Below are 26,718 nucleotides of genomic sequence, written 5' to 3'. Positions count from 1 at the left end.
ATTAACTTAAACATTTAAGATATTGTAAAAATTTACATTTTATAAAGGGGGACAATATAAATGGAAATAAAATTAAGAAAAGTTGGGATAATTGGTGTTGGTCATGTTGGAGCACATGTAGCTTTTTCACTAGTAACTCAAGGTCTAGTAGATGAACTTGTTTTAGTTGATATAAATAATCAAAAAGCCATTAGTGAAAGACATGATTTATTAGATGCTACAACATATCTACCACATAGAATAAATGTAATTGCAGGAGAATATGAGGATTTAGGAGACTGTGACATAATAGTAAATAGTGTAGGAAAAATTTCAGAGTCTAGAGATAGATTAGATGAACTTCAACAGAGTGTGGATATGGTTGATTCATATATTAAAAAAGTGATGGATGCTGGATTTAACGGCATAATAATAAATATTACAAATCCATGCGATATAATAGCTTATCATATACAAAAGGTTACAGGACTTCCTCACAATCAAGTTTTTGGTACAGGAACTGGTCTTGATAGTTCTAGATTTAGAAATGTAATGGCCCAGTCTACAGGAATAGATCATAAGTCTATTATAGGGTATTCTTTAGGAGAACATGGAGACTCTCAAATGATTCCTTGGTCAGCTGTAAATTTAGGTGGAAAACCTCTAAGTGAATTGGAAAAAGAAAGACCAGAAACTTTCGGAAATTTAGATAAAAAAGATATAACATATAGAACAATAAAAGGTGGATGGTTTACTTATGAAGGTAAAAAATGCACAGAGTTTGGTATAGCATCCACAGCAGCTAGATTTATAAAAGGAATTTATCATGATGAAAAATTTGTAACAACTGCATCAACATTACTAGAAGGTGAATATGGAGAAGAAGGATTATACATAAGTATTCCAGTAGTTGTAGGAAAAAATGGAGTAGAAGATAAATACGAACTTAATTTAACAGAAGAAGAGTTAAAAGAGTTTAAAGATTCTTGTAGTGTAGTAAAGGAAAATATGTCTAAAATAAAATAGATAAAATAGCCTTCATTGAAATTAATTCATTGAAGGTTTTTTATATTGAAGAAATTTAATTTTCGGGAAATTGGTTGTATTTATTTTAAATAAAGGTAATATATACCTATAAGGTAGCAATATGGAGGATAAAAATGATAAATAAAAAATTTAAAAAGTATTTAGTTACTTTTTTAACAGGAACTATGATAAGTAGTTTTTTTTGTGTAGCAACAATTGATGCAAATGAAATAAGCAACATAAAAGCATCATCAGAAAAAGCTACTGTAAAAGTAATTGATACGGGAAAAGCAACTATAGATGGAGTTAGTGTAAGAAGTAAAAATTCAGCCAGTGGAAAATATTTAGGTAGCCTTTACACTGGTGACAAGGTAGAAATAGTAGAAAAAACTAATAATGGATGGTACAAAATAAAATACAAAAACTCTTATGCATATGTGGGTAAAAATTTTATAAAACTTAGCAAAACAAAAAGTATAGATAATGTATTAAATACAGGAATAGTTTATAATGCAACAAAATTAACAGTAAGAGAAAGTTGCTCAACAAGTTCAAAAGTTCTAGGTTATTTACCAAAAGACACAAATGTGGATATTGTAAGAGCCACTTCAACAAACTGGTACAAAATAAAATATAAAAACTCTTATGCCTATGTAAAAGGAAATTACATAAAGCTTACTCCAAGTATTAAAGTTACTAGCAGAGGAACTATTAGCACAACATCTGTAAATGTGAGAAAAAGTGCTTCCACATCATCGACTAAATTAGGAACATTAAACAAAGGATCTAGAGTTCAAATAATAAAAAAACAATCAAATGGATGGTATAAAATTAGATATAAAGATTCAGATGCTTATGTTAGTAGTACATATGTAAAATTAAGTAATTCTAACTCATCCAATAGAAAGAATCTAAATGACTTTTTATTTGTTGGGGATTCTTTTACTGCAAGAATGGAAAAGACTATAAAGAGTAAAAATGAAATGGTTTATGTTCATGCTCAAGGGGGAAGTAGACCATCTTATTGGTTAGACAAAGTAGATGAAATGCCTGACAAAAATAGTATTGATAGTGTATCTTTATTAATAGGAGTAAATGGCGTGACTACTTCCACAAACATTGTAGATACAAAGGCTCTTATAAATCAACTTGTTGCAAAATATCCAGACAAAACTATATATGTACAAAAAGTATTTCCTGTGGGGAAAAACTTTACAGAAAATAGCCCAACAAGTCACAACAAAGCTATTAATAAGTATAATAAACAACTAAAAGACTTTTGTTCAACAAAATCAAATGTTAAACTAATAGATGCTACAAAAGATTTTGTTGATAGTAAAGGATATCTTAATAGTACTTCTGATGGATTACATATAGATAGTTCTAAAGAATTAAAATTCTACAATAATATTTTTAGTGCTATAAAAAGTGCAGAGAAAAATTAAATAAGAAATTAAGAGAGATGCTTTTATAGAAATTATGATAAAAGCATCTTTTTTCATTGGAATGAAATTTAAAAATTAAATTATAACTATGTAAATTAGATATTCACTTATTTTTACAAAATTACTCAAAAAGTTTCTTATAATATGTTGAAGAAAAATTTGACAAATTATTAGAAAGTTTTTACAATGTAGATATAAAGACTTAGTTTAGTCGATAAACTAAGTAGCAAGAATGTGAAATGTTTTGATAATAAGATGTAGAAAATAACTATTTTAAAGGAGAATGATATGAATATAGAAAAAATGCACTTTGGCTCGACTAATGTCGGGGATAGCGTTTTCACATTTAAATTGAAAAATATTAACAATATGGAAGCTGTAGTTACTAATTATGGAGCTACATTAATAAGTCTTGCTATTCCAAAGAACAATGAAAAAATAGATGTGGTTCTTGGATACGACGATTTAAAAAATTATATTTCAAATCCGAAATTCTTTGGTTCAACTATTGGGCCTAACTGCAATCGTATAAATAATGCATGCTTTACTTTAAATGATATAGAGTACAATTTAGAACAAAATGATAATAACAATAATTTGCATAGTGGCGGAAAAGGGTTTCATAAGGCTGTATGGAACTATCATATGAACGAAGAAGAGAATTATGTTGAGTTTACATATTTTAACTTAGATAAAAATCAAGGATTTCCAGGTAACTTAACAGTAAAAGTCAGATACACTTTAACAGAAGATAATGAACTAAAATTATCCTATAAGGGAATAAGTGACAAAGATACTGTCGTAAATTTAACTAATCACAGTTATTTTAATTTATCAGGACATAAGAGTAAAGATGCAACTAATCAACAACTATGGATAAATTCGAAATATTTTACACCAGTAAAAGATAGTGAAGCCATACCAACAGGTGAAATTAAATCGGTGAAAGGAACACCAATGGATTTCATAATTTCTAAAAAAATAAATTCTCAAATTAATGAAAATTATGATCAGCTATTATTTTGTGGTGGTTACGACCATAACTTTGTGATAGATAAGAAAGAAGAAGGTATAGAAAAAATAGCAGAACTTTATGATGAAAACACAAATATTGCTATGGAAGTATATTCAGACAGTGAAGGGGTACAGTTTTATGCAGGAAACTTTATTTCTGGAGGGCCTCTAGGAAAAGACAATACAGTATATGAAGATAGATGTGGCATTTGTTTAGAGACTCAATATTTCCCAGATTCAATTAACAATGAAAATTTTAAATCTCCTATTTTAAAAGCAGGAGATAAGTATGAGAGTACTACTATTTATAAATTTATAAACAAATAAATAAGTATAAAATAGGTTGTTTTAATAATGAAAAGATATTTTAAATTAGTTATTAGTCAAATAAAATAGCCTATTATTATAAAATATTAAAAAATTTAGGGGGAAAGCACTGATGAAAAAAATTTTTGGGAAAATATTAGCATTATCAATGAGTGTGATGCTAGTATTATCACTAACTGCATGTTCTAGTTCTGGTTCAGGATCAGGAGACAAAAAAGAAGGTGGTAAAATAGGTGTTGCTATGCCTACAAAAGATTTACAACGTTGGAACCAAGACGGTGAAAATATGAAAAAAGAATTAGAAGAAGCTGGATACGAGGTAGACTTACAATATGCAAATAATGATATAGCTACTCAAGTTTCTCAAATTGAAAATATGATAACTGGTGGATGTAAACTTTTAGTTGTAGCATCTATAGACGGCGGTTCTTTAAGTACAGTTTTACAAGAAGCTAAAAATGAAGAAATACCTGTTATAGCATATGACCGTTTAATAATGGATACAGATGCAGTATCTTATTATGCTACATTTGACAACCACAAAGTTGGTCAAATACAAGGTCAATACATAGTTGATACTTTAAAATTAGATAAAGAAAAAGGTCCTTTTAACTTAGAATTATTCACTGGTTCTTCTGATGATAACAACTGTCACTTCTTCTTTGGTGGAGCAATGGATGTATTACAAAAATATATAGATGATGGAAAACTAGTTGTTCAATCTAAACAAACAAAATTTGAAGAAGTTGCTACTCCAAACTGGTCAACAGAAGAATCTCAAAAGAGAATGGATAACATATTAACAGCTAATTACACAGGAAACAAGAAAGTAGATGTTGTATTATCCTCTAATGACTCTGTTGCAAATGGTATAACAAATGCTTTAAAAGCTGCTGGATATACAAAAAATAACTTCCCTGTATTAACAGGACAAGACTGTGATATAACTTCTGTAAAAAATATATTAAACGGAACTCAATCAATGTCAGTATTCAAAGATACTCGTAAATTAGCAACTCAAGTTGTTAAAATGGTTGATCAAATAATGTCAGGTGAAAAAGTAGATGTAAATGATGAAAAATCTTATGACAATGGAAAAGGCATAGTACCAACTTACTTATGTGAGCCAGTATTCGCAGATAAAGAAAATTACAAAGAGTTATTAATAGATTCAGGATACTACACTGAAGATCAATTAAAATAATAGCTTTATAAATTAGTTTATAAAAATCAAATAGGGTAAATATAAGAAATTATATTTACCCTTGCAAGTTAAAGGGGAGAGGTAATTGGCTGAAATAATATTAGAAATGAGGAATATTACCAAGGAATTTCCTGGAGTTAAAGCTTTAGATAATGTAAACCTTCAAGTTGAGGAAGGAGAAATTCATGCTTTAGTTGGAGAAAATGGAGCTGGTAAATCTACTCTAATGAATGTACTAAGTGGTGTGTATCCTTATGGTAGTTATGATGGAGATATAGTTTACAAAGGTGAAGTTTGTAATTTTAAAGAAATAAAAGATAGCGAGAAAAAAGGTATAGTAATTATACATCAAGAGCTAGCATTAGTACCTTATATGAGTATAGGAGAAAACATATTTTTAGGAAATGAACAAGGTAAAAAAATGGCAATAGATTGGAATAAAACTTATTCCGATGCAGAAGGATTATTAGAAGTTGTAGGACTTCAAGAATCTTCACAAACTTTAATAAAAGATATAGGTGTAGGAAAACAACAGTTAGTTGAAATAGCAAAGGCTTTATCAAAGCGTGTTAAACTTCTTATATTAGATGAGCCAACAGCATCATTGAATGAACAAGAATCGCAAAAATTATTAGATTTATTATTGGAGTTCAAGAAAAAAGGAATGACTTCTATAATAATCTCACATAAATTGAATGAAATATCTTATGTTGCCGACAAAATAACAATTATTCGTGATGGATCTACTATAGAGACTTTGGATAAAAAAGTAGATGATTTTAGTGAAGAAAGAATAATTAAAGGAATGGTTGGTAGAGATTTAACTAATAGATTCCCAGCAAGAGAAAATATTGAAATTGGAGATGTTTGTTTTGAGGTGAAAAACTGGAACGTATATCATGAACAATTTTCACAACGTAAAGTTGTAGATAATGTTTCTATAAATGTACGTAAAGGTGAAGTTGTAGGAATATCAGGACTTATGGGAGCTGGTAGAACAGAACTTGCCATGAGTGTTTTTGGAAAAAGTTATGGTACAAATATTAATGGACAAATTTTTATTAATGGAAAAGAAGTCAAATTAAATACTGTAAAAGATGCTATTTACAATAAATTAGCATATGTGTCAGAAGATAGAAAAGGAAATGGTCTAATTTTATCAAATCCTATTAGAGTTAATACAACTATGGCAAGAATGGATAAAATTAGTAAACACAACGTTATAAACAAAGATGAAGAAGTTAAAGTAGCAGAAGAATACAAACAAAAGTTAAAAACAAAGTGCCCTTCTATAGAACAAAACGTAGGTAATCTTAGTGGAGGAAATCAACAGAAAGTGCTACTAAGTAAGTGGATGTTTGCAGATCCGGATGTTCTAATACTTGATGAACCAACTCGTGGTATAGACGTAGGAGCAAAATATGAGATTTACTGTATAATAAATAATCTGGTTGCAGCAGGAAAATCAGTAATTATGATTTCGTCTGAATTACCAGAGGTACTAGGAATGAGTGACCGTATTTACGTTATGAATGAAGGTAAAATTGTGGGAGAGCTTAACAAAGAAGAAGCGGACCAAGAACTTATAATGTCATGTATTTTGAAATCAAGTCAAGGAGTGTAGAATTATGGAAAAAGCAAAAGAATTTAATAGTATGGACAAATTGAAAGTTTTTATGAAAAAGAATACCATGCTGATAGCCTTGGTTATAGTTACGTTGTTTTTCCAATTTGAAACTGGGGGAACACTTCTAGCACCAAGAAATATGACAAACTTAATATCTCAAAATGGTTATGTTGTTATACTTGCTGTTGGGATGTTAATGTGTATATTAACAGGTGGTAATATAGACTTATCTGTTGGTTCTATAGTAGCTTTAGTTGGAGCATTGGCAGGAACATTAATAGTAACAAAAGGTATGAATGTATATTTAGCTATTGCCATATGTTTAGCTGTGGGTATATTGATAGGTATATGGCAAGGATTCTGGATTGCATATGTTAGAATACCAGCATTCATAGTAACATTATCAGGAATGTTGCTTTGGAGAGGTGTTGCCTTAATGATATTAGGTGGATTAACTATTTCACCATTCCCAGAAGAATACTTAAACCTATTTAATAGTTATATACCGGATCCTTTTGGTGGGCAAATCAACATTATGTGTATGATAGTAGCTATAGCAGTTTGTGCTATTTTAGTATGTACTGAACTTGTAAGTAGAAAAAATAGAATTAAAAAAGGTTATAGTACAGGAAGTGCGGCACAACTTTTAACTAGATTAGTAGTAATTTGTGCATTAATATTATTTGCAGGATACAAGTTAGCAAATCATAAAGGTATACCAACTATATTAGTATTATTAGCAGCAGTAGTACTTATTTACTCATACTACACATCAAGAACTGTTAATGGTAGATATTTATATGCAGTTGGTGGAAATGAAAAAGCTGCAAAATTAAGTGGTATAGATACAAATAAAGTATTATTTAAATCTTATGTAAATATGGCATTTTTGAGTGCAGTAGCTGCTTTAATGTGTGTTGCTCGTTTCAACTCTTCTGCACCTACAGCAGGTATGAGTTACGAACTAGATGCAATAGGAGCTTGTTTTATAGGTGGAGCATCAGCTTATGGTGGAACAGGAACAGTTGGTGGAGCAGTAATAGGTGCCATATTCATGGGTGTATTAAATAATGGTATGTCAATCATGGGTATAGATGCCAATATGCAAAAAGCAGTAAAAGGTTTAGTTTTACTTGCAGCAGTAGCATTTGATGTTATATCTAAGAAGAGAAAAGAATCTAAGTAGCAAATATGATTAATCATATTTGCTACTTAGAACAAAGTTATCAATTTTAAGGAAGTTTTTACTAACAATGTAAACACCGCCTAATAAAATTGAATTATTTTGAAGTGTTGTTGGAACTATGTTTATATATTTAGACATTCGACTGTTCATACTATTTTTTATCTTTTCTATTATGTTTGGAAGATAAGTAGTTATGGCACTGTTTATGATAATAATATGAGGGTTGAAAGTAGTTAAAATATTATTTACGGCTATAGACATATAATTAATGAAAGATTTAATAACTTGATTAGCTTCTATATCTCCATATAAATAATCTGAAATTAGAACATCAATATCTTTTATCTCTGAACCTTTTAGTTGAGAGTAATGTCGAAGAAGTGATGTTTCAGATACATATTGCTCTAAGCAACCATTATTACCACAGGGACAAGGCTTTCCATTTGGAACAACAATAGAGTGACCAAATTCACCGGCAAAGCCACTATAACCTGTATAAAGTTTATTATCTATAATTAGACCGAGACCAACTCCCGTATGTATACTTATATTTACTATGTTGGAATAATCATTGAAGAAAGTTTTTTCGCCTATAACAGATAGATTAGCCTCATTTTCTATATATACAGGAATATTAAAAGTTTTATTTAGATCAGAAGCTATATCTAGTTCAGTTAAATTGTAATAAGGTGTAAATATAACTTCATTATTAAATGTAATACCATGAATACCAATAGTGATTCCCACAACACCATATTTTGAATCAGGAACTAAAGTTATAATATGCTTTATTATGGCTTTAAGTTTTTCTAAAAGTGTTGCAGAATCCAAATTATTTTTATAACGAGAAGAGTATATTTTCTCACCTTTTAAATCTGAAAGGTATACAGCAATATATTCTGCGTTTAAATCTATGGAAATAGCATAAGCACATTTTTGGTTGAAGCATAAAAGTATAGGCTTACGACCTACGTGAGTATCTTTACTTCCGATTTCAACTACTAAAGAATGATCAATCAAATCTTGTACAATTGCAGAAATAGTGGCCTTAGTCAAATTCAGCTTCTTAGAAAGATCTGCACGAGATATGGGACCATAATTTAAAATAGACTCAAGTATAAGATTGTTATTAATATTTCTAATTAATTCTTGACTTGCAGCAGGCATGTTAATCTCCTTTTACTAAATATAATGTTTAATATTATTTTAGCACATAAAGAAGATATATAGGATAAATTAAGAAATAGTAAATTTAATTAGTTCAATCAATAAACAAATGGAGGAATGTTAACAATGAGTACAATAGTAGAAACAAAAACATATTTTAAAGGAATTGAAAAAGTAAATTATGAAGGGCCAACAAGTAAAAATCCTTTAGCTTTCAAATACTATAATCCAGATGAAGTAGTGATGGGTAAAACAATGAAAGAGCACTGTAGATTTGCTATGAGTTACTGGCATACATTAACATATATGGGAAATGACCCATTCGGTGGAGCAACTATGCACAGACCTTGGGATCAAAGAGAAGACGCTTTGGAAATAGCAAAAGAAAGAGTACATGCATCATTTGAATTTATGGAGAAAATGCAAATACCATTCTTCTGCTTCCACGATGTGGACGTAGCTCCAAGAGGAAAGACTTTAGCTGAAACTAATGCTAACCTTGATGAAATAGTTGAAGTAATAAAAGAAGAAATGAGAAGAACAGGAATCAAGTGTTTATGGGGAACTACAAATGCATTTGGTGATGATAAATTCGTTCACGGTGCTGGAACTTCTTGCAATGCAACAGTATTTGCTTATGCCGCAGCTCAAATCAAAAAAGCTATGGATGTAACTAAGGAATTAGGTGGAGTTAACTATGTATTCTGGGGTGGAAGAGAAGGATATGAAACACTTCTAAACACTGATACTGGATTAGAATTAGACAACTTAGGTAGATTATTACAAATGGCAGTAGATTATAAGAAAGAAATAGGATTTGAAGGACAATTATTAATAGAACCAAAACCAAAAGAGCCAACTAAACATCAATATGATTTTGATACTGCTACAGTATTAGCATTCTTAAGAAAATATAACTTACAAGATGACTTTAAATTAAATATAGAAGCTAACCATGCTACACTTGCGGGGCATACTTTCCAACATGAATTAAATCAATGTAGAATAAATGGAGTATTAGGAAGTGTTGATGCTAATCAAGGAGACTTAATGTTAGGATGGGATACAGATCAATTCCCAACAAACGTATATGAAACTACTTTAGCTATGTATGAAATATTATTAGATGGTGGATTTGACAAAGGTGGATTAAACTTTGACTCAAAAGTTCGTAGAGCTTCTTTTGAAGAATCTGATTTATTCTATTCTTATATAGCAGGTATGGATGCTTTTGCTAGAGGGTTAAAAGTTGCGGCTAGATTAATAGAAGATAAAGTATTTGAAGATTTCAAAGAAAGAAGATATGCTTCTTATAAAGAAGGTTTAGGAAAAGATATAATAGATGGAACAGTTGGATTCAAAGAATTAGAAGCTTATGTTCTAGAAAATGGAGTAACTCCAAATGCTTCAGGAAGACAAGAATTATTAGAAAGTAGATTAAACCAATACATAATGGAAACTAAATAGTAAAGTATTTTAAAGGTTGTAATAAATAATGGCTTCTGCTTTCTTTACTACAACCTTTTTTCTAACTAATAATAAAAACGTAAAATTTGAGGAAATAATATGCAGGGGGATGCTTATGTATTATATAGGTATAGATTTGGGAACTTCAGCAGTAAAATTACTTTTAATGGATGGTAGTGGAAACATATGCAATATTGTATCAAAAGAATATCCACTATATTTTCCTAATCCAGGATGGTCTGAGCAAAATCCAGAAGATTGGTATGCACAAACTATGGTAGGTTTAAAAGAATTAATAAAAGATATAGATAAAAGCCAAGTAGCTGGAATCAGCTTTGGTGGGCAAATGCATGGACTTGTTATTTTAGATGAAAATGATGATGTAATAAGACCAGCTCTTCTTTGGAACGATGGAAGAACAAAAGAAGAATGTGATTATTTAAATGAAGTAATAGGAAAAGAAACTTTATCAAAATATACAGCAAACATATCTTTCACAGGATTTACTGCGCCTAAGATTTTATGGGTGAAAAATAAAGAGCCACAAAACTTTGAAAAAATTAAAAAAATAATGTTACCTAAGGATTATATAGCTTATAAATTAAGTGGTGTTCACTGTACAGACGTGTCAGATGCTTCGGGAATGTTAATATTTGATGTGGAAAATAGATGTTGGTCAAAAGAAATGATAGATATCTGTGGAATAAAAGAAGAACAATTGGCAAAAGTGTACGAAAGCTATGAAATTGTAGGTAATGTAGCAGATGAAATAGCAAAAGAGTTAGAAATACTAAATACAGTAAAAGTTGTAGCAGGTGCTGGAGACAATGCAGCAGCAGCCATAGGCACAGGTACTGTGGGCGATGGAAGATGTAATATATCTCTTGGAACATCAGGAACTATATTTATATCTTCTAAGAAGTTTGGAGTGGATTCAAATAATGCTCTACATTCTTTTGATCATGCTGACGGTAATTATCATCTAATGGGATGTATGTTAAGTGCAGCGTCTTGTAACAAATGGTGGAGTGAAGAAATTTTAAATACAAAGGATTATGCTAAGGAGCAAGAAGATATTACTAAACTTGGCGAAAATAATGTTTACTTCTTACCATATTTAATGGGTGAAAGATCTCCTCACAATAACCCAAATGCAAGAGGAACATTTATAGGAATGAGCATGGATACTTCTAGAAGTGAGATGACTCAAGCAATTTTAGAAGGTGTTGCCTTTGCTCTTAGAGATTCATTAGAAGTGGCAAAATCATTAGGTATAAATATAGAAAGAACAAAAATTTGTGGTGGTGGAGCAAAAAGCTCTCTTTGGAAGAAAATTATTTCAAACGTACTTAATTTAAAAGTTGATATGATAGAAAGTGAAGAAGGTCCAGCTTTAGGTGGTGCCATACTTGCAGCTGTAGCTTGTAATGAATTTGAAAGTATTGAAGATGCAGTTAATAAATTAGTAAAAGTAACAGAGACTATAGAACCAGAAAAAGAATTAGTAGAAAAATATGAAGTAAGATATAATAAGTTTAAAAAAATCTATCCAACAGTTAAAAACTTATACGATGAATTAATATAAAAATTCGCTTTGCTCATATCGCAAACGAGGTGCCTTCGCTGTCGCTTCAGTCAACTACGTTGCTTAAATTCCTAGTATATAAAAAGTAAGGATGATAATTTTCAATTATCATCCTTACTTTTTGAATTTTACACAAAATTAATGATAGGTAAAACTTATAACAATCATTAGAATTTCCAATGTATAAATGGCCTTTTTCATGTCTAAATATATCGAATATTATGGTATAATTTACTAATTGAAATGAACTGGACTATGAGAGGGAGAGCGTATAATGAATAATTTAAAAGAAAATTTATTAGCTGAAATAGCTGATTTTAGATCAATAGGTCACAGATTTGAAAGAAAAGAAATATCTGCCTTAGAATTTAAGGGTACTTCAGGTGGAATGGGTGTGTATGCACATCGTGGTGGAGAAGAGTTTATGATAAGACTTAGAATACCATCTGGAATTTTAAATGTTGAGCAACTAAAATTAATTTATAAATTTGCCAATGAAAGAAATTTAGATAGTGTACATACTACTACACGTCAAGCTGTTCAATTACATGGACTAAGTATAGACGAAGTTTGCGACACAATGGAAGAAGCACTTCAACACAACATATATACAAGAGGTGGAGGAGGAAACTTCCCAAGAAATGTGTCTATTTCACCCCTAAGTGGTGTGGATAAAGAAGAAGCTTTTGATGTAACTGAATATGCTAAGGCAGTAAATGAGCATTTTATGAAAAAAATAACTACTTACAAATTACCTAGAAAGCTAAAAGTATCCTTTTCAAGCAGCGAAAGTGACAGAGGTAATGCTCAAATAGCAGATTTAGGATTTATAGCTACTAAAAAAGATGACAAAGAATTTTTTAAAGTTTATTTAGCAGGAGGACTTGGAAATAATCCTCTTAAATCAGTTGAATTTGGTGAGTTAATAGAGCCTGAGGAAGTATTGTACCATGTAGAAGCTATAACTAATTTATTTATTGCAGAAGGTGATTACTCAAATAAAAATAAAGCTCGTACTAGATATATACAAGCTAGAATGGGTGAAGAGGCATTAATAGAGTGTTATAACAAGCATTTAGCTGAGGTTATGAAAAAAGAACATTTAGATTTAATTGTAAATAAAAAAGAATACAATAAAAAAGGTATAAAAGCAGATTTAGTTCATCCTAGATTAATAGAACAAAAACAAGAAGGATTATATACAGTTTACTTCCATCCAGTTGGAGGAATTTTAAAATTAGATACTTTGAAATCTATAATTGAAAATATAGAAAATGTAGAAGAAGTTGAAATAAGATTATCAATGAGTGAAGGTATATATATAAGAAACTTAAATGGAAATGAAACGAAAGAATTAATAGAGCTTACTCAAAACTTAGGTGGAGAAACTTTATTAGCTCAAAGTACAGCATGTATAGGTGTACCAACATGCCAAATAGGTATTGCTCATAGTCAATACTTACTAAATGAAATATTAGAATATTTTAAATCAAAAGTTTTAGAAAAAGATGTATTACCATCAATTCGTATTTCTGGTTGCAACAATTCATGTGGAACACATCAAATAGGAGCCCTTGGCTTTGCTGGTAAGAAAAAAAGAGTCAATGATGTTTCAAAAGAAGCATTTGAGCTTCATATGGATGGAAGACATGGAAAAGATGGAACAGTTTTAGGTAAAAAAGTTGGAGATATAATAAGAGAAGATATTCCTAAGTTTTTATATGATTTAGCTATGGAGATAGACAATTCAAAAACAACATACGAAGAATTTATAAAAAGTAATACAGAAGATCTAGATAAAATAATTAATAAATATTTAGTATAGCAATGAGAGAGTGTAGAGTAATTTGCACTCTCTTTTTTAATATAAAATCCTTGACTTAGAGTTAACTCAAGGATATATTATGTCAAATAAAGATTGTAATAGAAAAGATCTTCTAATTAAAGAATTTAAGCATGATTGGGATGAACTTAATATATCTTTTAAAGCACTAATTATGGTGGTAATATTAATTGCTTTTTTAGTGATGGAAGTTATGGAGTTAAAAATTCCTTAAAAGTAGTATTTAGATCAACTCTAGCTTCCGTATTTGGTTTTCTCTTTAGTTTAAATAGTTATAGCATTGGGAATATGTATATCTGTTTTAAATATTCTGTTACTAACTAATAATTTAGGAAACAAACAAAGTATATCTTTAATTAAAGACTTGATGTGTAGCTCAATTGGATTTTTATTATTTAATATAAAATTTGACTTGACTTGGAGTATACTCCAAGGGTTATTATAAAGTTAAAATAGTGAAAATTTAGAGGCCGATAAACTAGAAGAACTAGAAAGCCTATAAAATACGTAAATTATAAGAATATGAAAGGAACATGCTTATGACAATTACTGAAGTAAGTAAAAAATATGGATTATCAGCAGATACTTTAAGATATTATGAAAGAGTGGGTCTAATACCAACAGTAAATCGAAATAAAAGCGGTGTAAGAGACTACACTCAGGAAGATTGCAACTGGGTTGAGTTTATAAAATGTATGAGGGGAGCAGGTCTTCCAATAGAAGTCTTAATAGACTATGTTACTATGTTTCAGCAAGGAGATTCAACTATTGATGAGAGAAAATCATTACTAGTAGATCAACGTAAAGCTTTAGCTGAAAAAATAGAAGAAATGAATAAAACATTAGAGCGTTTAGATTATAAAATTGATTTATATGAAAAAGGTTTAATAATGAACGAAAAAGAATTAAGAGAAAAAAATCAATAAATTTAAAGAGCCTAGCTACTAAGTAGTTAGGTGATTTACCCATGTTTATTTTTAAAGATATATTTTGAATTGTATATAACTTAAATGAATACTATTTATAATACGGAGAATAAAAAATAAGCAATTGGGGGTAGTATAATGGAAACTAAAAAATTAGGATTTGGTCTTATGCGTTTGCCACTTATTGATGAATATGATCAGGGGAGTATTGATATGGTCAAGTTTACTTCTATGGTAGATGAATATATAAAAAATGGATTTACTTATTTTGATACAGCATATCCTTATCATAATGGAAATAGTGAAATAGCATTTAGAGAAGCAGTAGTAAAACGATATCCAAGGGACGCTTATACTATAACAGATAAATTACCAATGTTTATGATAAATGAAAAGTCTCAGATTCCTAAAATATTTAATGAGCAGTTGATAAAATGTGGAGTAGAATATTTTGATTATTACTGGCTACATGGAATAGGAGATCAAACATATTTATTATCAGAAGAAATGGGTGCTTTCGAATTTATTAAAGAAAAAAAATCAGAAGGCAAAATCAAACATATTGGTTTTTCTTTTCATGATAGTGCAGAGGTCCTTGATAAAATACTTACAAATCATCCAGAAATGGAATATGTACAACTACAAATTAATTATATAGATTGGGAAGATGATATTGTTCAATCAAAAAAATGTTATGAGGTGGCTAAAAAACACAATAAGACTGTAATTGTTATGGAACCAATTAAAGGTGGATCTTTAGCAAATATTTCACCAGATGCAGAGAATTTATTTAAAGAAGAGAATAGTCAACTTTCCACAGCATCCTGGGCAATAAGATATGCAGCATCCCTTGATAATGTAATGGTTGTATTAAGTGGAATGAGCAATAATGAGCAACTTCAAGATAATATAAGTTATATGAAGGAATTTCAACTATTGAATGAAAGAGAAGAAAAAATTATTGAAAAGGCAGGAGCTATAATAAAGTCAAGTATAGCAATTCCTTGTACATCATGTCATTACTGTACAGAAAATTGTCCTAAAAATATTGCAATACCAGAATGTTTTTCAATTTATAATAACCTTAAAAGATTTGGATCATTGCAACTTAACTTTTCATTGGTGTGTTATGAAAACTTAAAAGAAAAACATAGAAATGCATCTGAATGTATAGAATGTAAGCAATGTGAAAATGTTTGTCCACAACATCTTCCAATAACAACATATTTAAAAGAAATTGCCAATGAATTAGAACTTTATGAATAAAAAAGTGGAAAAAAATCTAAAAAAATTATAAAATGACAATATAGATTAACAAACTAGGGGGAAGACAATGAGTAATAAATTATATTTAGAATGTTACAGTGGAATTAGTGGAGATATGACGGTTGCAGCTTTATTGGATTTGGGGGCTAGTGAAGAAGTTTTAAATAAAGCTTTAGAAAGTTTACCAGTTGATGGTTTTAAAACAGAAATAAGTAGAGTAATAAAAAGTGGATTAGATGCTTGTGATTTTAATGTGATTTTAGACCATAAACATGAAAATCACGACCATGATATGAACTACCTTTATGGTGAAGATGACCACAGTCATGATGCTCACCATGAACATCACCATGACCATGATCATGCTCACAATCATCACCATCACAATCATAATCACGAAGAGGCACATTCTCATGAACATAATGATCATCATGAACATCGTGGATTATCAGATGTAATTTCTATTATTGAAAAAGCTAATATTACAAGTAATGCAAAACAAATTGCAGTAAATATTTTTAATATATTAGGAGAAGCAGAAGCAGCAGCCCATGGAGTTAGCATAGATGAAGTGCATTTTCATGAGGTTGGAGCAGTAGATTCTATAGTAGATATAATAGCTGTAGCAGTTTGTTTAGATAATTTAGAAATCGAAGAAGTAGTTGTACCAGTCCTATACGAAGGATGTGGATTTATTCGTTGTCAACATGGAGTAATACCAGTTCCAGTTCCAGCAGTTTCTAAAATTGTAGCAAATAATAATCTAAAGCTTCGCCTTACAAATATAGAAGCAGAGTTAGTAACACCTACAGGTGCAGCTATTGTGGCAGCTATCAAAACTGAAGATAAGCTTCCTGGGGAATTTTCTATTAAAAAAATAGGTTTAGGAGCAGGCAAAAGAACATACGAAAGACCAAGTATATTGAGAGCTATGCTTATAGAAGACGAAAGTGAATACAACGATTTTATTGTAAAGTTGGAAAGTAATATAGATGATTGTTCAGGAGAAGCTTTAGGATATGTAATGGAACGTTTATATAAAGCAGGAGCTAGAGATGTTCACTATATGCCAGTATTTATGAAAAAAAATCGTCCTGCTTATCAATTAAATGTTGTTTGTAAGGAAGAAGATGTAGCTAAATTAGAAGATATTATTTTTGAAGAAACTACAACTATTGGAATTAGAAAACAAAAAATGGAAAGAAGTATCTTAAAAAGAAAAATTAAAAAAGTGCAAACTTCACTAGGAGAAGTAGTAGTAAAAGTTTGTCACTTATCTAGAGGAAAAAGAATTTATCCAGAGTATGAGAGTGTAATAGAAATGTGTAAAAAACATAATAGACCTTATCAAGATGTGTATCAAATTATAGTGAAAGAATGTAGTGATGAATTAAATTAGTATTTATTAAAAATAAAAGACTTTGAAACATATAAAAAGATGTTTTCAGAGTCTTTTTTATATATTAAAATACAAATTTAGATCAATATGTAATAGGGTATAATAATTTTTGTATTATAGTAATAATATTGAGGAAAAATAAGTTATGAAACGATAGATGAAAAATAAGGAGAGATATTTATAATGAAAGAATATTATTGCCCACATTGTAAAAGCAAACTAGAAGTTTTAGATGGATGAGGAAGTATAAGCTATTATTGCCAGGAGTGCAATATGATAATATCTAGAAAAAAAATCTTAACTAAAGAAGAGGTCTGTGAGGAAGAAAAGAAATGATGTAAAATAAATTATACAAGTAAAGGTATTTATAAACATTTATAGAATAATATGTCTAAAGAACTTATTTGAGCAATATAGTTGCCTGAAGTGATAACGAAATCATCTCATTGGCCATATAAATTTTAGTGCTCACGCAATAGCTTAAGTTAAGTTAATTTTCTATAGATGGAGGAAAAATATTAAGATTAATACCTGGAGGTGTTACTATTATATCTATAGGCATAAATAATTCTCTAGCAAGAAGATTTACTCAAGCTTTTGGATATGCAGTATCAGAACTATGTTCATCTTATATTAATTTAGCAATAAAAGAAAAGTATGTTGATCCAATAGAGATTTTTACAAAAGAAGGGCTAGAAGATTTAATGGAGAGTTACTTAATAGAATATAATAAAACCGTATTAAAATAGACATATATAAAGCAGGAGATCAAATCATTATCTTCTGCTTTTTTTAGTATTAAGCAAAAAAATAATAAAATTATTATAACTATGTTGCAAAACAAGGTAGAGTGGAGTATATTATAAATAGAGTAGGTTGTAATACAAGTTACCTAGCTATCTTGCATTACAATATAGGAGGTATAAAATGAATTCAACGCAAATGTTAAAGGGCATTTTAGAAGGATGTTTGTTGGCTGTTATATCAGAAGAAGAAGTATACGGTTATGAAATGACCCAAAAATTAGAGTTATATGGATTCAATATGGTTAGTGAAGGGAGTATATACCCATTATTAATAAGGATGAAAAAAGAAGGGTTAGTTACAACAACTACTAAATCATCAGAAAGTGGGCCGAAGAGGAAGTATTACTCTTTAACGGATAAAGGTCAGGAACAGTTAGTTGATTTTATAGGAATATGGCAAGATATATCCACTAGCGTAAATAAATTGTTGGAAGGGAAGTAAGGAGGAGTAGGTTATGAGCAAAAACTATAATTATACAATATCTAAAGAAGGGGAAGAGTTCATATTAAATTTAAATATGTATTTAATAAGTACGGGAAAATGTGAAAGTGAAATTAAGGAGTTTATAGCTGAAGCAGAAGAGCATTTAATGCTTGGAGAGCAAGAAGGTAAAAGTGTGGAAGATATTTTTGGGAATTCACCTGAGGAATATGCAAAATCTGTAGCTCAGGAATTGTCTTTTAGTAAAAAAGAATTAATAGAAACAGCGTTAATGTTTATTCTAGGCTTTGGAACGTGGATATTTTTAAGTGGAATAAAAAATGGTATAGTTACCATGTCAATTATGGAAGCAATATTAAGTCCATTAGACTATATAGTTATTACTATTTTATTAATTATCTTAGCTAGAAAATTTGCATTTAAGGATAGAAAGTTTACTATAGGAGTATTTGTTTTATTATTTATGAATATATGTTTTTTAGTTATTGTAGGATTATTAGGGAGAAATATGGAACAATCTATAGTTATTAATAAAACAATAGTAAGTATAATAATCGGAGCACTATTTGTATTATCTTTTGTTGTATCAAGAAAAATAGGTGTATGGTATTTAATGATGTCATTTATATTTTATATTCCTTCTATAATAGAAAGTTTTACAAATATTAGCTTTGGAAAAAATCTTATAGTTACTATTATTCCACTTTTACTATGCATTGCCTTATCTATATTTGAATCAAGAAGAATAACAAGATCAAATGATTAAGTATTAGCAAATAAAAAATCTTAAGCTAAAAATAGCTTAAGATTTTTTTAATTATATTGATTTATTTAATTCACTTAAATGACTTAACTCTCTTAATATGACCATAATACTACTTAATATTATTTTAGTGCTAATATCTTTTGAAACACTTATGCCTTGCTCAATATGAGTGATTTTTGAACTGATATCTTTATTAGAGTAATAAATTAAACCATTTAAATCATTTAAAATTTCCTTTTGACTTTGGCATTTTATTTGACCTCTCAATATCAACATATAAAGTTCATAAATACTTGTAGTCAAAAATCTTCTTTCACTAATTATTTGACTATAATGTGGTGAGTTTGCTATTTTTTCATTAGCCCTTGCTTTTACATCTATTAAAGAAGTTAAAACAATTAGATTTTTCATAGTTGTAGGTTGCTTATTTCCCTCTATTAAATTTTGTACTTCTTTAAGCATACATATAATAGTTTCATGATACATATTTTTAAGTTGCATCATAGAGTCTTTTACTTTGTAAGGAAAAATATATTTGTTAGCGAATATGGCAATAGCTGCACCAACAAAAACAAATAAAATTCTATTTATTGTAAGGACTTCTACACTTCCAACTAAAGCAGCTGAACCTATGGCAGAAATCGTAACAAATATAGTAGCGTATTTATATTCAGTAGCATATCCATTTAGATACCCAGCTGTAAGTACTATTAACATTCTTGCTGTTGGATCTTTGAAAATACTAAATAATGCAAATATAACAATAGCACCAATTAATGTAGCAAATATCCTATCCTTAGTTTTAGATTTTGATACTTCATATAAAGGATTTATTAAAGAGAATAAAGTAAATAAAATCCATCTACCTTCAGATAAATTAAAATATTGCATAATAAATGAACCAATACTTATACAAATTGCAACTCTTATAGCATAGCAAAACCTTATAGATTTTCTATCTGTAAGGAATGATTTTATTTTACTATCTGAGAAAAGTTCAGATATCTCGTGGGATCTATTTACAAGATTATACTGTTTTTTATCTAGCAATTCTAAAGACTTTATAGTATCAGATAATAAAATCATACTATCTAGCAATTGTAGATTTAATAAATCATTTATATCTTTTTTTTCACAGATTTTTAATAGTTTTTCCATGTAAATGGGAACATTATTTTCATTAATATTATCATCAGAATTACTAAGAAGTATTTTGACTTCTTTTATTAAAAATTCTAAAGTCTTTAATATATCTTCATCTATAATGTTTAAATTAGTGTCATGAATCATGGTATGTATGTTTTCCAATGCCACTGATAAATTTAATTTTAGCCGACCTTCTTCTGTTAGATAATAGTTATGTTCTCTTTTGTCATAAACCATAGTTCTAAAAGCATCTATAGAGTGATTGACTTTTTCTATACCATCATCAACTAAATCAGACTGTTCTTTATATTCAATTTTATTTATTATAGAATCGCATACGTTTTCTAATAATTTATTTCCTGATTTTGATAATTTATTATTATTGACTAAAATTTGAGCAAGCACAATAACTAAAGCTCCAGAAATTAAGGCAAAAATTCTAATAAGAAATCCTTTGTTATCTACAGGATTTGATAATAAAAATATATATTGCAATGTAAATGGTATATATAGTGGATTTCTCAAATTGTAGCAAAAATTATAACTGATTATAAATAGGGTAAAAAAGTTGACTATAATTCCTAAATACATGTTGGAAATTACTAAATAAGAGCTAATACCAATCAATAAATTTATAAGTATAAGTTTAATAGCACTTCGTACAGGAGACAATGTTAAATCTCGTTCTAAAAACATTAGTGTGGCCGTTATGGTAGAAACACCAATTAAAGTATTTTCTTCACCAAATATTAGTTTAAATATAACTACAAAAACTACTACAAAAATAAAGGTAGATGTTTTTGAGATTATTAATTTTTTGTTCATAATGTACTCCTCCTAGTAGTATTTTTTATATTTTTTGCCTTATTATACTTTTTAATTAATGAGATTTTAAATATTAATAAATTAAATGTAAATAATAAGTATAAGTTGATAATTATAACAAAAAGATTTTTAGCATTTTGGCATAGAAATAAATTATAATATGTATTTATAAAATACGCAAGTTATGTTAAAATGAAGAGATTAGACAAAAAAATCGTACTGATAGTAATAATAGGAGGCACGAAATGAAAACTAACGTAACGATAAAAGATGTTGCAAAACTGGCTGGTGTATCCATATCAACAGTTTCAAGAGTTATAAATGATTCAAAACCAGTAACGGACGAAGTTAAACAAAGAGTTTTAGAAGTAATTAAAGAAACAGGTTACGTACCTAATCCTCTTGCTAGAAGTTTAGTTACTAAAAAAAGTAAATTAATAGGAGTCATAGTTCCGGAAGTGTCAGACTCTTTTGTTAATGAAATATTGAACGGAATAGAAGCGGTTGCTAAGATGTATGACTACGATATACTTTTAGTTAATACTTATTCAGATAAAGAGCAAGAACTAGATAGTATAAGATTACTTAAGACTAAACAAGTTGAAGGGATAGTTATGCTATCTTGGATATTAGATGAAGATCATGTAAACTTTATGAAAGAAAGTCGTATTCCTGCAGTGTACATAAGTAAAACAGCAAGAGATTATGACATTTATACTGTAAGTACAAGCAACGAAAAAGCTACTTACGACATGACTAAGTATCTAATTGAGTGTAATCACAAAGATATATCATTAATTATGACTAGTAAGGAAGATACTATACTAGAAATAGAAAGAAGAAAAGGTTATGAAGCTGCTCTAAAAGATAACAATATATCAGTTAGAGATGAACTAATTAAGTATGGAAATACTGATTATGAGGGCGGATATAACTCAATGAAAGAGCTTATAGATGAAAAAATAATACCATCAGCAGTTTTTGTTACAGGTGATGAAGCAGCTGTTGGAGCAATAAATGCAATTTTCGATTCAGGTTATAGTGTTCCAGAAGATATTTCTGTGGCTGGATTTAACGATACAAAACTTGCAAAAATCTATAGACCAAAATTGACAACAGTTTATCAACCATTATTCGATATGGGGGCAGTTTCAATAAGAGCTTTAATTAAAATAATAAATGGTGAACCTGTGGAAGAAAAGAAAATAGAATTACCATATCAAATTATGGAAAGAGAATCTGTTACAAAAAAATAGAAATTAAATATTAAAACCCAAGGGTGTATCTTTTTTGATACACCCTTTTTTATGTAAATTTCAGCTTCTAACCATATATTTGACAAAATAAAATGTAAATTTTTTATAGGGTATTATCTAAATGATAGAAGTATATTTTTTTCTATATATTTTAATTTATATTTTAAATAAAAACATTATGGTAATATATGGAAGGATACTCCTCGGAATATGTAGAATATTTAGAATAAATATTTTTTAACAATTTTTAGTATGCAGTATAAACAATAAAATTTAATTATAGGTTTTTGGGGAGGTTTATATGAAGAAAATAATAATCGATGGTAATAGTCTTACATTAGATGATTTAGTAAATGTTGCTAGATATGATTTTCCTGTAGAAATAAGTAAAGAGGCTTTAGAAAAAGTAAAAATTTCTAGACAAATAGTTGACAACATAGTAGATGCAGGCCAAATATCTTATGGAATAACTACTGGATTTGGTAAGTTTTCTGACGTAGCAATATCAAAAGATGAGTGCAGACAATTACAAACTAATCTTATAATGTCTCATTCATGTGGTGTGGGAAATCCCTTAAGCGAAGAAATTGTAAGAGCTATGATGTTACTTAGAGCAAATGCTTTATCTAAGGGATACTCGGGTGCAAGATGTGAAACTTTAGAAGTGTTAACTTCTATGCTAAATAAAGGAGTCCACCCAATAGTTCCAGAAAAAGGATCCCTTGGTTCATCAGGAGACTTGGCCCCACTTTCTCATATGGTACTTACTATGTTAGGCCTTGGTGAAGCAATTTATGAAGGTAAAAGAATGGAATCTAAAGATGCTATGGAAAAAGCGGGAGTTAAACCTCTTGAATACTTAGGTGCAAAAGAAGGTTTAGCATTAATAAATGGTACTCAATGTATGACTGCAGTTGGTGCAATAACTATTCATGATGCACTAAATTTAATGAAAACTGCTGATATATCTTTATGCTTAACAATGGAAGCATTAAATGGTATAACTTGCGCCATGGATGAAAGAGTTAATTTAGTCAGACCTCACAAAGGACAATTTAATACTGCAAAAAATGTGTTAACTATGGTTGAAGGTAGTGAAATGGTGACAAAACAAGGACAACTTAGAACTCAAGATGCATATTCTCTAAGATGTTCACCACAAATTCATGGAGCTAGCAAAGATGCCTTAGAATATGTAAAAAATAAATTAGAAATAGAAATGAACTCAGTTACAGACAATCCAATAATATTCCCAGGAGAAGATCAAAAAATAATTTCTGGTGGTAACTTCCATGGACAACCTATGGCTTTAAGTTTTGATTTCCTTGGAATTGCTTTAGCAGAAATGGCAAATATAGCAGAAAGAAGATTAGAAAAAATGGTAAATCCAGCTTTAAGTTATGGTTTACCAGCATTTTTAGTTAATCATGGTGGTTTAAACTCTGGATTTATGATAGTTCAGTATTCTGCCGCATCACTTGTTTCAGAAAATAAAGTTCTAGCTCATCCAGCAAGTGTGGACTCTATTCCTTCTTCTGCAAATCAAGAAGATCATGTTTCTATGGGAACAATAGCAGCTAGAAAAGCTAGAGATATTATGGATAATGTGAGAAAAGTTATTGCAATGGAAATACTAACAAGTGTTCAAGCAATAGACTTAAGAGGTAAGAAAAAATTAGGAGCAGGTACAGAAGCTGCTTACAATATTGTGAGAGAGCATACTCCATTTATAGATAAAGATAGAATAATGTACAAAGATATAAATATTTGTGAAGACCTGATAAAAGACAACTTACTAGTTGAAGCTGTTGAAGAAGCTTTAGAACAAGAAATATTATTATTTGAAGATATAGAACTAAAAGGACAGTTGTCAGAAAATTTATAATTCAAAAGAAGATAAGGTAATTATAAATTACTTATAATTAAAAAATAAATTTTTTAAAGGTTAAAGGGGAAATCAAAATGGAAAAAGCTTTGAATTTTAATAATGAAGATATTAAAAATGCTATGACGATTAAACTAACAGATATACCAAAGGAAATACCTACATTTGAAAAGGGTATAAGAAGAGCTCCAAGAAGAGAAGCAAAATTAAGTAATGCTGATATAAAATTAGCTTTAAGAAATGCTTTAAGATATATACCAGAGGAGTATCATGAAGATCTAGCACCAGAGTTTTTAGATGAATTGATGACTTATGGAAGAATCTATGGTTATAGATTTAGACCAGAAGGAAAGCTTTATGGAAAGCCAATAGATGAGTATAAAGGAAAATGTACAGATGGAAAAGCTTTTCAAGTTATGATAGATAACAACTTAGATTTTGATGTGGCACTTTATCCTTATGAACTTGTAACTTATGGAGAAACAGGTCAAGTATTCCAAAACTGGATGCAATACCAACTTGTAAAAAAATATTTAGAAGTTTTAACAGAAGATCAAACTTTAGTTATACAATCTGGTCATCCTGTAGGACTTTTCAAATCTAAACCAGATGCACCTAGAGTTATACTTACAAACTCGCTTATGATAGGTATGTTCGATAATTTAGATGACTGGAAAAGAGCAGCTGCTATAGGTGTGGCAAACTATGGTCAAATGACTGCAGGTGGATGGATGTATATAGGGCCACAGGGTATAGTTCATGGAACTTATTCAACTATATTAAATGCAGGAAGATTAAAACTTGGTATATCTCAAGATCAAGATTTAAAAGGAAGACTGTTTGTTACTTCGGGCTTGGGAGGAATGAGTGGTGCCCAAGGTAGAGCTGTAGAAATAGCAGGCGGTGTTGGAATAGTTGCAGAAGTTGATATATCTAGAATAAAAACTAGATTTGATCAAGGATGGGTAAGTGAAGTGAGCAATTCTCCAGAAGATGCTTTTAAACTTGCTAAGGAAAAAATGGATGCAAAAGAACCTTGTGCCATAGCTTTCCATGGTAATATAGTTGATTTGCTTGAATATGCAGTAGATGAAAATATTCATATAGATTTATTATCAGACCAAACTTCTTGTCATGCAGTTTATGATGGAGGCTATTGTCCTGTTGGAATTAGTTTTGAAGAAAGAACAGAACTACTAGCTCATGACCTACAAAAATTTGCTCATTTAGTAGATGAAACTTTAAGAAAACACTTTGAATTAATTAAGATTTTACATGATAGAGGAGTTTACTTCTTTGATTATGGTAATAGTTTTATGAAGGCTGTTTATGATGCTGGATGCAAAGAAATTTCTAAAAATGGTGTAGATGAAAAAGATGGATTTATATTCCCATCATATGTAGAAGATATATTAGGACCTCAATTGTTTGACTTTGGATATGGTCCATTTAGATGGGTTTGTTTAAGTGGTAAGCATGAAGATTTAGTTAAAACAGATGAAGCAGCTATGAGCTGTATAGACCCAGAAAGAAGATATCAAGATAGAGATAACTGGATATGGATAAGAGATGCAGTTAAAAACAATCTTGTTGTGGGAACACAAGCAAGAATATTATATCAAGATGCTATGGGTAGAACTAATATAGCTCTTAAATTTAATGATATGGTAAGACGTGGAGAAATAGGACCGGTTATGATGGGTAGAGATCATCATGACGTATCAGGAACAGATTCTCCATTTAGAGAAACTTCTAATATAAAAGATGGAAGTAATATAATGGCTGATATGGCTACTCATTGTTTTGCAGGAAATTGCGCTAGAGGAATGAGTTTAGTAGCTCTTCACAATGGTGGAGGAGTAGGAATAGGTAAATCTATAAATGGTGGTTTTGGTATGGTTCTTGATGGATCTCAGCGAGTTGATGATATACTAAGAACTTCTATGCCTTGGGATGTTATGAGTGGAGTTGCTAGACGTGCTTGGGCTAGAAATGAAAACTCTATAACTACAGTTATGGAATACAACAAAATGTGTGAAGGAAAAGATCATCTAACACTTCCATTTATAGCAGATGATGAAATGATTGAGGATTTAGTTGGAGATAAAATATTTGAATAAAAATTTTATCC

Annotated in this window: 20 protein-coding genes; 18 read left to right on the top strand and 2 right to left on the bottom strand. The window is 29.6% G+C overall.

Annotated elements, in window-relative coordinates; genetic code table 11:
• The first annotated feature begins 60 nt into the window (after window positions 1-60).
• The 6 genes from K0039_RS05815 (at window position 61) to mmsB (ending at window position 7,808) form a co-directional block, all read left to right on the top strand.
• Window positions 61-1,005, top strand: a complete 945-nt coding sequence (locus K0039_RS05815; protein ID WP_228104078.1) for an L-lactate dehydrogenase — start codon at window positions 61-63, stop codon at window positions 1,003-1,005.
• 134 nt (window positions 1,006-1,139) lie between these two features.
• Window positions 1,140-2,450 carry an SH3 domain-containing protein gene (locus K0039_RS05810; protein ID WP_228104077.1) on the top strand — a complete coding sequence of 437 codons (1,311 nt, stop codon included), beginning with the start codon at window positions 1,140-1,142 and terminating at the stop codon, window positions 2,448-2,450.
• Window positions 2,451-2,738: 288 nt separating this feature from the next.
• Window positions 2,739-3,791: an aldose epimerase family protein gene (locus K0039_RS05805; RefSeq protein WP_228104076.1), complete on the top strand. Its 1,053-nt coding sequence runs from the start codon at window positions 2,739-2,741 to the stop codon at window positions 3,789-3,791.
• Window positions 3,792-3,903: 112 nt separating this feature from the next.
• Window positions 3,904-4,995 carry a multiple monosaccharide ABC transporter substrate-binding protein gene (chvE, locus tag K0039_RS05800; protein ID WP_265589411.1) on the top strand — a complete coding sequence of 364 codons (1,092 nt, stop codon included), beginning with the start codon at window positions 3,904-3,906 and terminating at the stop codon, window positions 4,993-4,995.
• A gap of 85 nt (window positions 4,996-5,080) precedes the next feature.
• A complete protein-coding gene (gene mmsA / locus K0039_RS05795) occupies window positions 5,081-6,619 on the top strand; it encodes a multiple monosaccharide ABC transporter ATP-binding protein (protein WP_228104075.1) in 1,539 nt (512 codons plus the stop codon).
• Window positions 6,620-6,623: 4 nt separating this feature from the next.
• Window positions 6,624-7,808, top strand: a complete 1,185-nt coding sequence (mmsB, locus tag K0039_RS05790) for a multiple monosaccharide ABC transporter permease (protein ID WP_331476700.1) — start codon at window positions 6,624-6,626, stop codon at window positions 7,806-7,808.
• A gap of 9 nt (window positions 7,809-7,817) precedes the next feature.
• On the opposite strand, the gene K0039_RS05785 is transcribed toward mmsB, so the two are convergent.
• Window positions 7,818-8,975, bottom strand: a complete 1,158-nt coding sequence (locus K0039_RS05785) for an ROK family transcriptional regulator (protein WP_228104074.1) — start codon at window positions 8,973-8,975, stop codon at window positions 7,818-7,820.
• 126 nt (window positions 8,976-9,101) lie between these two features.
• Between K0039_RS05785 and xylA the strand changes: the two genes are divergently transcribed.
• From xylA to K0039_RS05740, 9 genes are all read left to right on the top strand, one after another.
• Entirely contained in the window at window positions 9,102-10,442 is a 1,341-nt protein-coding gene (gene xylA / locus K0039_RS05780; protein ID WP_228104073.1) for a xylose isomerase, read from the top strand.
• 115 nt (window positions 10,443-10,557) lie between these two features.
• Window positions 10,558-12,027, top strand: a complete 1,470-nt coding sequence (gene xylB, locus K0039_RS05775) for a xylulokinase (RefSeq protein WP_228104072.1) — start codon at window positions 10,558-10,560, stop codon at window positions 12,025-12,027.
• 274 nt (window positions 12,028-12,301) lie between these two features.
• Window positions 12,302-13,852, top strand: a complete 1,551-nt coding sequence (locus K0039_RS05770) for a nitrite/sulfite reductase (RefSeq protein ID WP_228104071.1) — start codon at window positions 12,302-12,304, stop codon at window positions 13,850-13,852.
• Window positions 13,853-13,931: 79 nt separating this feature from the next.
• Complete coding sequence (locus tag K0039_RS05765) at window positions 13,932-14,084, top strand: hypothetical protein (RefSeq protein ID WP_228104070.1); 153 nt, start codon at window positions 13,932-13,934, stop codon at window positions 14,082-14,084.
• A 325-nt stretch (window positions 14,085-14,409) separates the two neighbouring features.
• A complete protein-coding gene (locus K0039_RS05760) occupies window positions 14,410-14,796 on the top strand; it encodes a MerR family transcriptional regulator (protein ID WP_228104069.1) in 387 nt (128 codons plus the stop codon).
• Window positions 14,797-14,934: 138 nt separating this feature from the next.
• Window positions 14,935-16,062 (top strand): aldo/keto reductase, encoded by a 1,128-nt coding sequence (locus K0039_RS05755; protein ID WP_228104068.1) that lies wholly within the window; start codon window positions 14,935-14,937, stop codon window positions 16,060-16,062.
• A 67-nt stretch (window positions 16,063-16,129) separates the two neighbouring features.
• Window positions 16,130-17,461, top strand: a complete 1,332-nt coding sequence (larC, locus tag K0039_RS05750; protein WP_228104067.1) for a nickel pincer cofactor biosynthesis protein LarC — start codon at window positions 16,130-16,132, stop codon at window positions 17,459-17,461.
• Window positions 17,462-18,388: 927 nt separating this feature from the next.
• The gene (locus tag K0039_RS05745; RefSeq protein ID WP_228104066.1) at window positions 18,389-18,709 is read left to right on the top strand and encodes a PadR family transcriptional regulator; all 321 of its coding nucleotides are present in this window, start codon (window positions 18,389-18,391) and stop codon (window positions 18,707-18,709) included.
• A 13-nt stretch (window positions 18,710-18,722) separates the two neighbouring features.
• On the top strand, window positions 18,723-19,475 hold the full coding sequence (locus K0039_RS05740; RefSeq protein WP_228104065.1) for a hypothetical protein: 753 nt from the start codon (window positions 18,723-18,725) through the stop codon (window positions 19,473-19,475).
• Window positions 19,476-19,526: 51 nt separating this feature from the next.
• On the opposite strand, the gene K0039_RS05735 is transcribed toward K0039_RS05740, so the two are convergent.
• Window positions 19,527-21,446: an FUSC family protein gene (locus tag K0039_RS05735; protein WP_228104064.1), complete on the bottom strand. Its 1,920-nt coding sequence runs from the start codon at window positions 21,444-21,446 to the stop codon at window positions 19,527-19,529.
• Window positions 21,447-21,691: 245 nt separating this feature from the next.
• On the opposite strand from K0039_RS05735, the gene K0039_RS05730 reads away from it, so the two are divergent.
• The 3 genes from K0039_RS05730 (at window position 21,692) to hutU (ending at window position 26,707) form a co-directional block, all read left to right on the top strand.
• Window positions 21,692-22,702: a LacI family DNA-binding transcriptional regulator gene (locus K0039_RS05730; RefSeq protein WP_228104063.1), complete on the top strand. Its 1,011-nt coding sequence runs from the start codon at window positions 21,692-21,694 to the stop codon at window positions 22,700-22,702.
• A 301-nt stretch (window positions 22,703-23,003) separates the two neighbouring features.
• On the top strand, window positions 23,004-24,587 hold the full coding sequence (hutH, locus tag K0039_RS05725; RefSeq protein WP_228104062.1) for a histidine ammonia-lyase: 1,584 nt from the start codon (window positions 23,004-23,006) through the stop codon (window positions 24,585-24,587).
• 77 nt (window positions 24,588-24,664) lie between these two features.
• Entirely contained in the window at window positions 24,665-26,707 is a 2,043-nt protein-coding gene (gene hutU / locus K0039_RS05720; RefSeq protein WP_228104061.1) for a urocanate hydratase, read from the top strand.
• Window positions 26,708-26,718 lie beyond the last annotated feature (11 nt).

Source organism: Terrisporobacter mayombei, from assembly GCF_020748465.1.
In the GTDB taxonomy this organism is placed as follows: Bacteria; Bacillota; Clostridia; order Peptostreptococcales; family Peptostreptococcaceae; genus Terrisporobacter; species Terrisporobacter mayombei.
The sequence above is the reverse complement of the archived record's forward strand: the minus strand, read 5'-3'. Positions and strand labels throughout refer to the sequence as shown.